Origin of the sequence: Streptomyces sp. NPDC059002 (assembly GCF_042740435.1) — a bacterium.
Lineage (GTDB): Bacteria > Actinomycetota > Actinomycetes > Streptomycetales > Streptomycetaceae > Streptomyces.
Genome location: NZ_JBHYJI010000018.1, coordinates 105,753 through 118,002, shown reverse-complemented (window position 1 = coordinate 118,002; position 12,250 = coordinate 105,753). Strand labels below are relative to the sequence as shown.

14 protein-coding genes are annotated in these 12,250 nt (G+C 69.8%); 6 read left to right on the top strand and 8 right to left on the bottom strand.

Translation table 11 applies throughout. The features are described 5' to 3' along the window. Nucleotides 1-126: 126 nt before the first annotated feature. Together ACFWZ2_RS18855 and ACFWZ2_RS18850 are read left to right on the top strand one after the other, a co-directional pair. Nucleotides 127-1,137, top strand: coding sequence for an NlpC/P60 family protein (locus ACFWZ2_RS18855; protein WP_384546976.1), 1,011 nt, complete (start codon nt 127-129; stop codon nt 1,135-1,137). A 251-nt stretch (nt 1,138-1,388) separates the two neighbouring features. Beyond that, the gene (locus tag ACFWZ2_RS18850; RefSeq protein WP_384546974.1) at nt 1,389-2,099 is read left to right on the top strand and encodes a phosphatase PAP2 family protein; all 711 of its coding nucleotides are present in this window, start codon (nt 1,389-1,391) and stop codon (nt 2,097-2,099) included. Here the strand turns inward: ACFWZ2_RS18850 and ACFWZ2_RS18845 are convergent. The 4 genes from ACFWZ2_RS18845 to ACFWZ2_RS18830 all read right to left on the bottom strand — a co-directional run bounded on the left by ACFWZ2_RS18845 (nt 2,096) and on the right by ACFWZ2_RS18830 (nt 5,541). After that, nucleotides 2,096-2,656: a sortase domain-bontaining protein gene (locus ACFWZ2_RS18845; protein WP_384546971.1), complete on the bottom strand. Its 561-nt coding sequence runs from the start codon at nt 2,654-2,656 to the stop codon at nt 2,096-2,098. The genes ACFWZ2_RS18850 and ACFWZ2_RS18845 overlap by 4 nt on opposite strands. Before the next feature lie 23 nt (nt 2,657-2,679). Further along, complete coding sequence (locus ACFWZ2_RS18840; RefSeq protein ID WP_384546969.1) at nt 2,680-3,525, bottom strand: hypothetical protein; 846 nt, start codon at nt 3,523-3,525, stop codon at nt 2,680-2,682. Nucleotides 3,526-3,698: 173 nt separating this feature from the next. Then, nucleotides 3,699-5,270, bottom strand: a complete 1,572-nt coding sequence (locus ACFWZ2_RS18835) for an FAD-binding oxidoreductase (protein WP_384546967.1) — start codon at nt 5,268-5,270, stop codon at nt 3,699-3,701. A 115-nt stretch (nt 5,271-5,385) separates the two neighbouring features. Beyond that, nucleotides 5,386-5,541, bottom strand: coding sequence for a hypothetical protein (locus ACFWZ2_RS18830; RefSeq protein WP_384546965.1), 156 nt, complete (start codon nt 5,539-5,541; stop codon nt 5,386-5,388). A gap of 119 nt (nt 5,542-5,660) precedes the next feature. Here ACFWZ2_RS18830 and ACFWZ2_RS18825 point away from each other — a divergent pair, with 119 nt between their 5' ends. After that, nucleotides 5,661-6,479, top strand: a complete 819-nt coding sequence (locus tag ACFWZ2_RS18825) for a hypothetical protein (protein ID WP_384546963.1) — start codon at nt 5,661-5,663, stop codon at nt 6,477-6,479. A gap of 105 nt (nt 6,480-6,584) precedes the next feature. Beyond that, nucleotides 6,585-6,779, top strand: a complete 195-nt coding sequence (locus tag ACFWZ2_RS18820; protein ID WP_384546961.1) for a hypothetical protein — start codon at nt 6,585-6,587, stop codon at nt 6,777-6,779. A 123-nt stretch (nt 6,780-6,902) separates the two neighbouring features. On the opposite strand, the gene ACFWZ2_RS18815 is transcribed toward ACFWZ2_RS18820, so the two are convergent. Further along, complete coding sequence (locus ACFWZ2_RS18815) at nt 6,903-7,262, bottom strand: metal-sensitive transcriptional regulator (RefSeq protein WP_384546959.1); 360 nt, start codon at nt 7,260-7,262, stop codon at nt 6,903-6,905. Nucleotides 7,263-7,459: 197 nt separating this feature from the next. On the opposite strand from ACFWZ2_RS18815, the gene ACFWZ2_RS18810 reads away from it, so the two are divergent. Both ACFWZ2_RS18810 and ACFWZ2_RS18805 read left to right on the top strand, forming a co-directional pair. Further along, complete coding sequence (locus tag ACFWZ2_RS18810) at nt 7,460-8,080, top strand: DUF47 domain-containing protein (RefSeq protein ID WP_055699552.1); 621 nt, start codon at nt 7,460-7,462, stop codon at nt 8,078-8,080. Nucleotides 8,081-8,089: 9 nt separating this feature from the next. Then, nucleotides 8,090-9,088, top strand: coding sequence for an anion permease (locus ACFWZ2_RS18805; RefSeq protein WP_384546956.1), 999 nt, complete (start codon nt 8,090-8,092; stop codon nt 9,086-9,088). Nucleotides 9,089-9,263: 175 nt separating this feature from the next. Here ACFWZ2_RS18805 and pstB read toward each other — a convergent pair whose 3' ends face one another. From pstB to pstC, 3 genes are read right to left on the bottom strand one after another with little or no spacing between them, the layout of a single operon-like run. Then, complete coding sequence (gene pstB, locus ACFWZ2_RS18800; protein ID WP_384546954.1) at nt 9,264-10,040, bottom strand: phosphate ABC transporter ATP-binding protein PstB; 777 nt, start codon at nt 10,038-10,040, stop codon at nt 9,264-9,266. A gap of 54 nt (nt 10,041-10,094) precedes the next feature. Then, nucleotides 10,095-11,168: a phosphate ABC transporter permease PstA gene (gene pstA, locus ACFWZ2_RS18795; protein WP_384546952.1), complete on the bottom strand. Its 1,074-nt coding sequence runs from the start codon at nt 11,166-11,168 to the stop codon at nt 10,095-10,097. Continuing rightward, on the bottom strand, nt 11,165-12,187 hold the full coding sequence (gene pstC, locus ACFWZ2_RS18790) for a phosphate ABC transporter permease subunit PstC (protein WP_384546950.1): 1,023 nt from the start codon (nt 12,185-12,187) through the stop codon (nt 11,165-11,167). The genes pstA and pstC overlap by 4 nt, the downstream gene beginning before the upstream one ends. Nucleotides 12,188-12,250: the final 63 nt, after the last annotated feature.

Below are 12,250 nucleotides of genomic sequence, written 5' to 3'. Positions count from 1 at the left end.
ATGAGTACGTCACGTGAGGTGTTGTCCGCGGGCGGCGAGGGGTTCCATGAATGATCCACGCCACTTTCGCACGGGGCCTCTACACTGAGCGGCGGCGGTCTCCCGGTGGGTGAGGGGTGGTTGACGGTGCGTAAGGCGTGGCTGGTCGCGTCCGTCGGGATCGGCGGTGCCCTCAGCTTCATCGCGCTGCTCGTCGTCGGGACGTACATGGCCGCGGGAAGCCTCGCGAGCGGGGCGGGCGGCGGTGCCGTCGGGCTCGCCAAGGGGGCCGTGCCCGCCACCTATCAGCCCCTCGTGCAGAAGTGGGGCAATCTCTGCAAGGCCATCAACCCCGCGCTGCTCGCCGCCCAGCTGTATCAGGAGAGCGGGTTCAACCCGCGGGCCAAGAGTCCGGCGAAGGCGCTGGGGATAGCGCAGTTCATCCCGGGGACCTGGGCCGCGCACGGCGTCGACGGCGACGGTGACGGCGACCGCGACATCTGGGACCCCGAGGACGCCATCCCGTCCGCCGCTTCGTACGACTGCAAGCTCGCGGGCTATGTGAAGGACGCCCCGGGCAATCCGACCAAGAACATGCTCGCCGCGTACAACGCGGGGGCGTACGCCGTCATCAAGTACGGCGGCGTACCGCCGTACCGCGAGACGCAGAACTACGTGAAGACCATCACCACCCTGTCGAAGAGCTTCGCGAGGCCCGTGGGCCGCGTGCAGCCCTCGCAGCAGGCGGCAGGTGCCATCTACTACGCGCAGAAGAAGCTCGGCACCGAATATCTGTGGGGCGGGAACGGCACGGCGGACCAGGGCGGCCGCTTCGACTGCTCGGGGCTCACCCTCGCCGCCTACCGGTCCGTCGGGATCACGCTGCCGCGCGTCGCCAACGACCAGTGGAACGCGGGCCCGCACCCCAAGCGGGACGAACTGCTCCCCGGCGACCTGGTCTTCTTCTCGGACGACCTCACCAACTCACGGGCCATCAGGCACGTCGGGATCTACGTCGGCGGCGGCTACATGATCGACGCCCCGCGGACGGGTGCCGTGATCCGCTTCGACCCCGTCGACACCCCCGATTATTTTGGCGCGACTCGTGTCACGAAGGACGGCGCGAAGGCTCTGCCGACCAAGCCCGCCGAGGCCTGAGAGGAGGCTCCGCGGGGCGCGCGGAAGCGAATCCGGGGCGTGAGGTGGCTTGAACTCTCCGTTAAATCACTCCCCCTGAGCTGCGGCGATGTATCTCTCTTCGATAACGTCTGAGTGATCTTTCGGTGGAGAGTGGAACGTAGGAGAGGGGACCAGGCGTTCCCTTGACTGGACCGACCAACCACGGGGGTTGATGGAAGGGCGCACAGAAGGGTGCGCCCATGGGCTAGGAGACAAGGGGCCGCAGCGCCATGGCTGGACTCGATGAATCCGGGTCGAACCCCGACGTCAGCCTGCTCTACGACATCAACGGACTGGCGAAGGACTCCCCGCGGTGGCTCGACCGCGTCATGGAATTCGTCGGTGAGTACGGACTGTTGCTCGCCCTCGTGCTCCTCGTCGTGTGGTGCTGGTGGGGCCAGCGCAAGCGGGGCACGCTCGACGACGCCGCATCGTCCGTCGCCGCCGTCGTCTGGGCGCCGCTCGCCGCGGGCATCGCCGTGCTGGTCAACGTGCCCATCCGGAGCTTCGTCGAGCGACCGAGACCCGCCGTCGACCACCGCGGCATCGAACTCCTCATCGACGGCAAGACCGACTACTCCTTCGTGAGCGATCACGCGACACTCGCCATGGCGATCGGCGCCGGACTCTTCGTCGCCCACCGCAAGTTCGGCCTCGTCGGCATCGCGCTCGCCGTCTTCGAAGGCTTCTGCCGGGTCTTCATGGGCGTGCACTACCCGACGGACGTCGTCGGCGGCTTCGCGCTCGGCACCGCCGTCGCCCTGCTCCTCTCGCCGCTCGCCATGGCGCTGCTCACGCCGCTCGCCAAGGCCGTCGGGCGGACCGCGCGCGTGGGCCGCCTGGTGTGGGCCCGCCCGGCCGAGCCGGTGGCCGCGCTGCCCGGCGCCTCCTCGCCCGCGGGCGCCGCACAGGACCCGGACGAGCGGGACCTCGCCGCTTAGGTGCTTGCCGGTGGCCGGGCGGTGAGTTCCGCGGTCACCACGACGTTCGAGTCCCAGTGGCCGTCGCCGCCGATGCGGCCGCCGCAGCTCAGCAGGCGCAGCTGGGGGCCGGCCGCGGGGGCGTAGACCTTGTCGGTGGGGAAGGCCGTCGTGCGGTAGGTGTCCACCGCCGTGACCTCGAAGGCGGTACGTCGGCCCGTCGATGTCGTCGTCTCGATCCGGTCGCCGGGGCGGAGCCGGTCCAGGCGGGCGAAGACGGCGTCCCGGTAGCCCCTGCCGGGCGGTTCCGCGGGGGCGTCGCGGTGGCCCACCAGGACGGCGGGGCCGCGGGCGCCGGGGCGCGGGCCCAGCGTGTACCAGCCGACCTTCGCCGCGTCCCGGAACGAGGGCACCTCCAGGGCGCCGCCGCCGTCCAGGCCGACCGGCAGGACGTCCGCGTCCACGCCGATCGCCGGGATCCGCACCCGGTCGCCCCGGCCCGGCGTCCGGTCGCCCACGGCGGGCGCGGCCGCGAGGACCGCCGCCGTCGCGAGCAGCAGGGGCGTCACCGCCGTCACCGCCCGCGCCGTACGGCCGCCGCTCAGCGGTGCTCCGCCTCGCTGTCGCGGGCACGGCGGCGGCGCAGCAGCCAGATCCCGGCGCCCGCGGCGGCTCCGGTCACGCCCGCGGAGGCGAACGCGAGGGGGCCCGCCTCGGGGTGCTCGTCGGCGGCCGACGCGTGGTCGGCGCCGCCGCGGGCCGCGCCGGACGGGGTGGCGCGGAGCGCGCCGGTGTCCGTGCCGGTGCCGGTGTCCGTCCCGCTTCCGGTGTCGCTCGGCTCCTTGGTGGAGGGCGTCGTCGGCAGGGGGGTCGCCGAGGCGTTCGCGGAGGTGTTGGTCGAGGGGGACTTCGAGGCGTCCGGGGACGCGGATCCGTCGGGGGCGGTCGCGTCGGGGGAGGGCGACGCCGACTCGTCCGTGGTGTCGCCCGCGGCCTCGCCCAGCTCCTTGCCGTCGGCGCCGAGCAGGCTCCAGCCCGCCACGTCCTGGCCCTTGGGGTCCTGGCCCTTCTCGTCGTTCTTGAAGTAGTAGAGCGGCCTGGTCTCGTAGATGACCTGGGGCTGGTCGGCGTCCTGGGCGTTGTCCTCGGTCTGCGCGGTCTGGCCCGTGACGTCGTCGGCCTTGGTCGGATAGCCGATCGCGGCCGGCCAGTTGGTCGCGCAATCCCCGGTGCAGTCAGGGGTGTTGGGCTTGTCGGCGTCCCGCGTGTAGAGCGGGTTGCCGTCCTTGTCGGCGAGGGCCTTGCCCTTGGGGGTGTCGATGAGCGTCAGCTGGCCCGGCTCCGTGGGCTTGTCCAGGGCGAAGGCGGGGGTGCCTGCGCCTGCGGCGAGGCTGAGCAGCACGGTGGCTGCGGCTGTCGCCGTGGCGGCGGCTATGCGTGGGGTCATGCCCTCACGCCACTCCTGTCCAGCGGAGTGGGCCACCTGAGGGCGTGTCGGGTGGGGCCGAATGGGTTGCGGCGGCTGCTGGACGGGTGACGTTGCTTTTCGGCGCGGGGATCGCCGGCTGCGCCGAGCTCGTCCTCAAACGCCGGACAGGCTGAAATGCCCGCCCGGCGTTCTCACAGCGCCTGCGGGAAGTCGAAGAACCGCCCGGGGTCGTACTGCTTCTTCAGTTTCTTCAGGCGCGGTGCCGCCGCCCCGTAGTACGCCTCGCGCCAGTTCGTCAGCGTGGCGTCGGTGTAGTTCTGGTAGGCCGCGCCGGTGGCGTAGCGGCCCATTGCCGTGTGGGCCTTTTTGAGCCAGGACTGGGCGGGCTTGGAGGTGCCTGCGCGCCAGGAGGCGATGTACTGGGCGAGCATGCGTGAGCGGCGGTGGACGAAGGCCGTCGCTGTGGGGTCGACGCGGTTGATCGCGCCGCCGAGTGCGGTGAGGGCGATGCTGCCGGCGCTCGCGCCCGTCACGTTCTCGACCTGGGAGAGCAGGGCGCGGATGCCCGCCGCGGACAGGGAACGGTCGAAGAAGTCCGAACTGGCCGCGTAGGTCTCGCGGTTGAGGACACCCTGGGGGCTGCGGCCGGGGGTGGCGCCGGGGAGGTGGCACTGGGCGTCGGCGGCGAAGGAGGAGCAGCCGGCGTAGACCTCCATGGACTCCTCGTACGTACGACGCTTGAGGGAGACGCTGCGCGCGGGGGCGCCGATCTTGTCGGCGAGGCGGTCGACGGCGTTCTGGAGTTCGCCGTACGTGCCGAGGGAGAAGCAGGCGACGGAGATGTTCGGGGTGCCGCCGGGGGTGTTGGCCAGGTGGAGGGACGACCAGATCTCGTCCGGCTGGCCGGGGCCCCACTCCTGCCAGGCCTTGACGACCGCGGCCGCCTTCGACCAGGGCCAGGTCATGTACGCGGAGACGCCCTGGGGCGCGGGGTGCGTGCGGTAGGTCAGCTCGGTGACGACGCCGAAGTTGCCGTTGCCCGCGCCGCGCAGCGCCCAGAACAGGTCCTTGTGCTCGGACTTGGAGGCGGTGAGCTCCTTGCCGTCTGCCGTGATCAGCTTCGCGGAGGTGAGGCTGTCGCAGGTCAGGCCGTACGCCCGGGAGACCACGCCGTGGCCGCCGCCGAGGGTCAGGCCGGAGATGCCGACGGTGGGGCAGGAGCCCGCGGGGATCGTCACGCCCTTCGCGGCGAGCGAGCGGTAGACGTCGATGAGCTTGGCGCCGCCGCCGATGGTGGCGCTGTTCCCGCTCGCCCGTATCTTGCTCAGCTTCGACACGTCGATGATGAGCCGGCCCGTGCCGGAGGACCAGCCGGCGTACGAGTGGCCGCCGTTGCGGATCGCGATGGGCGTGTGGTGGGCGCGGGCGTACGCGAAGGCGGTGCGGATGTCGTCGGCGTGGGCGACGTAGGCGACGGCGGTGGGCTTCAGGTCGTCGTACCGCGTGTTGTACAGCTGGCGGGCCGCCGCCCACTTGGTCTCGCCGGGCCGCACGAGTGTGCCGTCCAGGTCCTTGGCGAGGGCCTTGAGGGTCGCGGGGGAGGAGGCAGCGGCGCTGGACGTCCTGATCGGGGTGCTGCTGCCGCCGCCGCTCTGCGACGCGGTGCCGCTGCCGCTCGCGTTGCCGTTGCCGCCGGTGCAGCCCGCGACCGTGGCGGCGGCCAGTGTGGCCGCTGTCGTACCGATGAACGTACGCCGTTCCATGACGCCTCCCGTTGTTTCCCGGAGAACGAGACGATGTGCGGGACCGCTGGGTTCCGCGTACCCCGTTCCGGGAGTGCGCCACGGGAGGGCCGGGGGGAAGACCGACGGGCGGGCCTTAGGGGTGCGCCTCGTGTTCCGTGGCGTCCAGGCGTGCCTTGCTGCGGGCTCTGCGGGCTGGGCCGCGCCAGCCGCAGGTGCACTGGGCGGCTATGAAACGGCCCTTCTCGACCGTCGTCGTGCGGTGGGGTGCGGAGTCATCCTGATCGGCCACGCCGTCACCGTACCGACCTCGGGTTAACGCCCATCCGCGTGACGGGTCAACGTACCGGTCGTTATGCGGAACGACGCCGGCCGTTGACGGGCGCAGGAACGCTTGGGGGTAGACAAGCGATGGGGCAGCAGCACAGGCGCACGGGTGGAGCGTTCGCCGCGTTCGCGGCGGTGGGGCTGATGGCCGTCGCGGCCGGGTGCTCGGACAGCGGCGCCGCCGCCGACGCGCACGGCGCGGGCGACCCCGGGGACGCGGTGCGGCGGACCGCCGACTCCCTGGTGCGGGCGGGGAGTTCCAAGGCGAGTACGTCGATGGAGATGGCCAGCGGGGGGACGCGCGTCACCATCAGAGGCCGGGGGGTGTACGACTTCGGGCGGCAGCGCGGACGGTTCGAGGTCGTGCTCCCGCAGGATCCCGCGGGGGACGACGGGCACCGGCCCATCACCGAACTGCTGACCGCGGGCGCGCTCTACATGAAGAACCGCGGGGCCGGTGTGCCCGCCGACAAGTGGGTGCGGATCGAGACACGCTCCCTCTCCGACGGGAACCTCGTCACCGGCGGCGCCACCGATCCCCTCGCCGCCGCCGAACTGCTGCGCGGCGCAAGGGAAGTGACGTATGTGGGCGATGAGCGGGTGGGGGGCGTCGAGGTGCGGCACTACCGCGGGGTGGCCGACATCCGGCGCGCGGCCGCGGCGGCCTCCGCAGGTCAGCGCGGTGCGCTCGCCGCCGCGGCGGGGAAAGGGTTCAGCAGGAAGGGCGTGCCCTTCGACGTCTATCTCGACGAGCGGGGGCGGGCACGGAAGATGCGGCAGCAGTTCAAAGTGGCCGACGCGAATGTCGCGTCGACGACCCTGCTCTACGGTTTCGGGGCGCCCGCGGAGGTGCGACTTCCGGCCGACAAGGACATTTTCGCCGGGAAGATTGCCGAGCAGTAGTCGCGTACGGCTGGATGAAATGGTCCGTCCGTGCCATGCGCGTTGTGTAGACCGCTCCCTACTCTAGGAAGTCGGTACCGGCCGGAACGGGTCCGTCAGGAAGAGGTGATGAGCGTGGCTCCGATGCGTGGCGGCACGGCGGTTCAGGACCACGTCGCCCTCGCCGAGATCGAGCTGTGCGGCGACCTCATCATCGCGGCCAGCGCCGCGGTCGAGCGCTTGAGCTTCGACCGGATCGACGAGGTGCTGAGGGTCTCCGACGGAGACGGACGGGACGAAGAAGAGGACAGCGCCCCGTAGGACAGCGCCCCGTAAAGGCGCGGGGCTGCGACGTGTGCGGCTCCGCCGCGTGGGCGCGGCCCGCCGGGGACGGCCCGCACCGTCCGAACCGTCGCCCGGTGGCCGCTTTCCCTCGCGGGAGCGTTACGTGCGCATCATCCGCGCGATCGCCTTCGTCGCTTCCTCGACCTTCGCGTCGATCTCCGCGCCGCCCTTGACCGCGGCGTCGGCCACGCAGTGCCGCAGGTGCTCCTCCAGGAGCTGGAGGGCGAAGGACTGGAGCGCCTTTGTGCTCGCCGACACCTGGGTAAGTATGTCGATGCAGTAGACGTCCTCCTCGACCATGCGCTGCAGGCCGCGGATCTGGCCCTCGATGCGGCGCAGGCGCTTGAGGTGCTCGTCCTTCTGCTTGTGGTAGCCGTGCACTCCGTGGTCGTGGTCGGAGGGCGCCTCGGGCGCCCCCGTGGTCGGCACGGCCGCGTCGGCCGCCTCGGTGGTCGTCATCGCGTCCTCCTCCTGTGGGACATTCCTGCATTTCTGCAGATCCATATACCCCCGGTGGGTATATGGTAGCCGATTTCTCGGGGGGTGTGCTGATCACTGTGCCTGATGGGCGACACTGGGGAGCGGCCGGTTAGCCGTGGCCGGATGATGCGCCTAGCATCAGCCTGACCGCATCCAAAGCACCCCGAGGACCCCACGTGCGCTTTCGTCTGACCCCCAGGGAGACGAGCTTCTACGACATGTTCGCCGCATCCGCGGACAACATCGTCACGGGCTCGAAGCTCCTGATGGAACTGCTCGGAGCGGATTCCTCCGCCCGGGCCGAGATCGCAGAGCGTATGCGGGCCGCGGAACACGCGGGAGACGACGCGACGCATGCGATCTTCCACCAGCTGAACTCTTCCTTCATCACGCCGTTCGACCGCGAGGACATCTACTCCCTCGCCTCGTCCCTCGACGACATCATGGACTTCATGGAGGAGGCCGTCGACCTGGTCGTCCTTTATCAGGTCGAGGAACTTCCCAAGGGCGTGGAGCAGCAGATCGAGGTCCTCTCGCGGGCCGCCGAGCTCACCGCCGAGGCCATGCCGAACCTGCGGACCATGGACAACCTCACCGAGTACTGGATCGAGGTGAACCGCCTCGAGAACCAGGCCGACCAGATTCACCGCAAGCTGCTCGCGCACCTCTTCAACGGCAAGTACGACGCCATCGAGGTGCTGAAGCTCAAGCAGATCGTCGATGTGCTGGAAGAGGCGGCCGACGCGTTCGAGCACGTCGCCAACACCGTGGAGACCATCGCGGTCAAGGAGTCCTGAGGCCCCTCCATGGACACCTTTGCTTTGATCGTGACCATTGGCGTCGCGCTCGGATTTACGTATACGAATGGCTTTCACGACTCCGCGAACGCCATCGCCACATCCGTTTCCACGCGTGCGCTGACGCCACGCGCCGCGCTCGCCATGGCCGCGGTGATGAACCTCGCCGGTGCCTTCATGGGCAGCGGGGTCGCCAAGACCGTCAGTGAGGGGATCATCGAGACCCCGCACGGCGACAAGGGGATGTGGATCCTCTTCGCGGCGCTCATCGGCGCGATCGTCTGGAACCTGATCACCTGGTACTTCGGGCTCCCCTCGTCCTCGTCGCACGCGCTGTTCGGCGGCATGGTCGGGGCCGCGCTCGCCGGTGGCATCGGGGTCATCTGGTCCGGGGTCGTCGACAAGATCGTGATCCCGATGTTCCTGTCCCCGGTGGTCGGCCTCGTCGCCGGTTACCTGGTGATGTGCGCGATCATGTGGATGTTCCGCAAGTCCAATCCGCACAAGGCCAAGCGCGGCTTCCGCATCGCGCAGACGGTGTCCGCGGCCGGCATGGCGCTCGGGCACGGTCTGCAGGACGCGCAGAAGACGATGGGCATCGTGGTGATGGCCCTGGTCATCTCCGATGTGCAGAGCGCGGACGCGCCCATTCCGATCTGGGTCAAGATCGCCTGTGCGCTGATGCTCTCCGCCGGTACGTACGCGGGTGGCTGGCGCATCATGCGGACCCTCGGGCGCAAGATCATCGAGCTGGATCCGCCGCAGGGGTTCGCCGCCGAGACGACCGGTGCGGGGATCATGTTCACCACGGCGTTCATGTTCCACGCGCCGATCTCGACGACTCACGTCATCACGTCCGCGATCATGGGTGTGGGGGCAACGAAGCGGGTCAACGCGGTGCGGTGGGGAGTTGCCAAGAACATCATTCTTGGTTGGTTCATCACGATGCCTGCGGCTGCGATTGTTGCCGCCTTGAGCTTCTGGGTCGTTAATCTCGCCTTCTTGTAGCTGCGGCTTGGTGGGGGTTGCTCGCGCCCACGCGGCGGAGCCGCATATGTCACAGCCCCGCGCCCCTTACGGGGCTCACACGAAAGGCCCGCCCCCGGGAGCCAGGGGCGGGCCTTTCTTGTTGTCCCTGCGGTGGCACCGCCATGCAGCACCGCGGGGAGTCGGGGGAGTCGGCCTAGCCGAAGCGGCCCGAGATGTAGTCCTCGGTGGCCTGGACCGACGGGTTGGAGAAGATCCGCTCGGTGTCGTCGATCTCGATGAGCTTGCCGGGCTGGCCGACCGCGGAGAGGTTGAAGAAGGCCGTGCGGTCGGAGACGCGGGCGGCCTGCTGCATGTTGTGCGTCACGATGACGATCGTGAAGCGCTCCTTGAGCTCGCCGATCAGGTCCTCGATGGCGAGGGTGGAGATCGGGTCGAGGGCCGAGCAGGGCTCGTCCATGAGCAGGACCTGGGGCTCGACCGCGATCGCGCGGGCGATGCACAGGCGCTGCTGCTGGCCGCCGGAGAGGCCGGAGCCGGGCTTGTTGAGGCGGTCCTTGACCTCGTTCCAGAGGTTGGCGCCCTTGAGGGACTTCTCGACGATGTCGTTCAGCTCGGACTTCTTGTACGAGCCGTTGAGCTTGAGGCCCGCCGCGACGTTGTCGAAGATCGACATCGTGGGGAAGGGGTTGGGGCGCTGGAAGACCATGCCGATCGTGCGGCGCACGGCCACCGGGTCCACGCCGCTGCCGTAGAGGTCCTCGTCGTCCAGGAGCACCTTGCCCTCGACGCGGCCGCCGGGGGTGACCTCGTGCATGCGGTTCAGGGTGCGCAGGAAGGTGGACTTGCCGCAGCCGGACGGGCCGATGAAGGCGGTCACGGAGCGCGGCTCGACGGTCATGGAGATGTCGTCGATCGCCTTGTGGGAACCGTAGTAGGCGGTCAGGCCCGATACGTCGATTCGCTTGGCCATGGGGATCACTGCTTCTTTCGAAAGGGAAGTGCGAGGGTCGCTGATTGGCCGCGGTCAGCGGCCCGTCTTGGGGGCCTTCCAGCGGGCGATGCCGCGAGCCGCCAGGTTGAGGATCATGATGAAGGCGATGAGCGCGAGGGCCGCGGCCCAGGCCCGGTCGTACGCCGCGTCGTTGCCCGCCTGGTACTGCTGGTAGATGTACAGCGGCAGCGATGCCTGCGAGCCCTCGAAGGGGTTCGTGTTGATCAGGGGGTTCACCCAGACCAGCAGCAGGACGGGCGCGGTTTCACCGGCGATGCGGGCGACCGAGAGCATGATGCCGGTCGTGATGCCGCCGATCGCGGTGGGCAGGACGACCTTGAGGATGGTCCGCCACTTCGGTACGCCGAGGGCGAGCGAGGCCTCGCGCAGCTCGTTCGGGACGAGCTTGAGCATCTCCTCGGTGGAGCGCACGACCACCGGCATCATCAGGATCGCGAGCGCCATGGCGCCGGCCCAGCCGGAGAAGTCGAAGCCCAGGATGAGGATCCAGAAGCTGAGGACGAACAGGCCCGCGACGATCGACGGGATGCCGGTCATCACGTCGACGAAGAACGTGACGACCTTGGAGAGCTTCCCGCGGCCGTACTCGACGAGGTAGATCGCGGTGAGCAGGCCGATCGGCACGGCGATCACGGAGGCCAGGAGCACCTGCTCCAGGGTGCCGATGATCGCGTGGTAGATGCCGCCGCCGGGCTCGTCGTCGGCGACGACGCCCATCGAGTGGGTCAGGAAGTAGATGTCGAAGACCTTGATGCCGCGCTGCACGGTCTCGTAGACCAGCGAGGCCAGCGGGACGACGGCCAGCAGGAACATGACCCACACCAGCGAGGTGGCGAGGCGGTCCTTGGCCTGGCGGGCGCCCTCGACGGTCCTCGCGATGACGTACGACGCGACGATGAAGAGGACGGCGGCGATCAGGCCCCACTGGACCCGGCTGTGCAGTCCTGCCCCGGCCCCGACGGCGACGGCCGCGGCGGCCGAGCCGAGGGCGACGGCCAGCGGCGTCCAGCGCGGCAGGGTCGCGGCCTTGAGGGTCGAGGCCCGCTTGACGAGCGGGTTGGGCGGGGTGGGTGTCGTGGTGCTCATGCGTTGGCCCCCGAGTACTCCTTGCGGCGGGCGATGATCATGCGGGCCGCGCCGTTGACCAGCAGCGTGATGATGAAGAGCACCAGGCCGGAGGCGATGAGCGCGTCCCGGCCGTACTCGCTGGCCTCGTTGAACTTGCTGGCGATGTTCTGCGCGAAGGTGCCGCCGCCGGGGTCGAGCACGGACGCGCTGATGAGGAAGGTCGGGGAGAGCACGGTGGCGACGGCGATCGTCTCGCCGAGCGCGCGGCCGAGGCCCAGCATCGAGGCGGAGATGATGCCCGAGCGGCCGAAGGGGAGCACCGACATGCGGATGACCTCCCAGCGCGTGGCGCCGAGGGCCAGCGCGGCCTCCTCGTGCATCTTCGGGACCTGCAGGAAGACCTCGCGGCTCACGTTCGTGATGATCGGCAGGATCATGATCGCGAGGAGGATTCCGACGGTCATCAGGGAGCGCGGGGCGCCGCCCTGGTACTCGAAGATGCCGGTCCAGCCGAAGTAGTCGTCGAGCCAGCTGTAGAGGCCGGTGAGATTGGGGGCGACCACGAGGGCGCCCCACAGGCCGTACACGATCGAGGGCACTGCGGCGAGCAGGTCGATCACGTACGCGATGGGGGCGGCCAGCTTGCGCGGCGCGTAGTGCGAGATGAAGAGCGCGATGCCGATGGCGACGGGGACCGCGATCGCGAGGGCGATCAGCGAGCTCACCACGGTGCCGAAGACCAGGACGGCGATGCCGAAGTACGGCTTGCCGCCGGTGGTGGCACCGGCCGGGTCCCACTCGAAGGTGGTGAGGAAGTTGCCGGTGTTGTCGGCGAGCGCCAGGGCCGTGCGGTACGTCAGGAACGCGGCGATCGCGGCCATGATCACGAGGAGCGTGATGCCGGATCCCCGGGAGAGGCCGAGGAAGACCCGGTCGCCGGGGCGGGTGGCGCCGCGGGCGACGGCCTTGCTCACCGGGGCCGCCGGCCGCACGTCGTCGACGGGGCGGGGTGCGGTCGTATTGCTTGGTATGTCCATGGGGGTTCTCCGGTCTGCGGAGGCGCCGTGCGCTGGGGCAGGCGCTCCGTGGCGGCGGTGCAC

Bases quoted from the DNA above. Each gene is read 5' to 3' on its own strand.
- ACFWZ2_RS18850 (WP_384546974.1), top strand. From the start codon at position 1,389: ATGGCTGGACTCGATGAATCCGGGTCGAACCCCGACGTCAGCCTGCTC.
- ACFWZ2_RS18805 (WP_384546956.1), top strand. From the start codon at position 8,090: ATGGACACCTTTGCTTTGATCGTGACCATTGGCGTCGCGCTCGGATTT.
- pstA (WP_384546952.1), bottom strand. From the start codon at position 11,168: ATGAGCACCACGACACCCACCCCGCCCAACCCGCTCGTCAAGCGGGCC.
- ACFWZ2_RS18825 (WP_384546963.1), top strand. From the start codon at position 5,661: ATGGGGCAGCAGCACAGGCGCACGGGTGGAGCGTTCGCCGCGTTCGCG.
- ACFWZ2_RS18840 (WP_384546969.1), bottom strand. From the start codon at position 3,525: ATGACCCCACGCATAGCCGCCGCCACGGCGACAGCCGCAGCCACCGTG.
- pstC (WP_384546950.1), bottom strand. From the start codon at position 12,187: ATGGACATACCAAGCAATACGACCGCACCCCGCCCCGTCGACGACGTG.
- ACFWZ2_RS18815 (WP_384546959.1), bottom strand. From the start codon at position 7,262: ATGACGACCACCGAGGCGGCCGACGCGGCCGTGCCGACCACGGGGGCG.
- pstB (WP_384546954.1), bottom strand. From the start codon at position 10,040: ATGGCCAAGCGAATCGACGTATCGGGCCTGACCGCCTACTACGGTTCC.
- ACFWZ2_RS18835 (WP_384546967.1), bottom strand. From the start codon at position 5,270: ATGGAACGGCGTACGTTCATCGGTACGACAGCGGCCACACTGGCCGCC.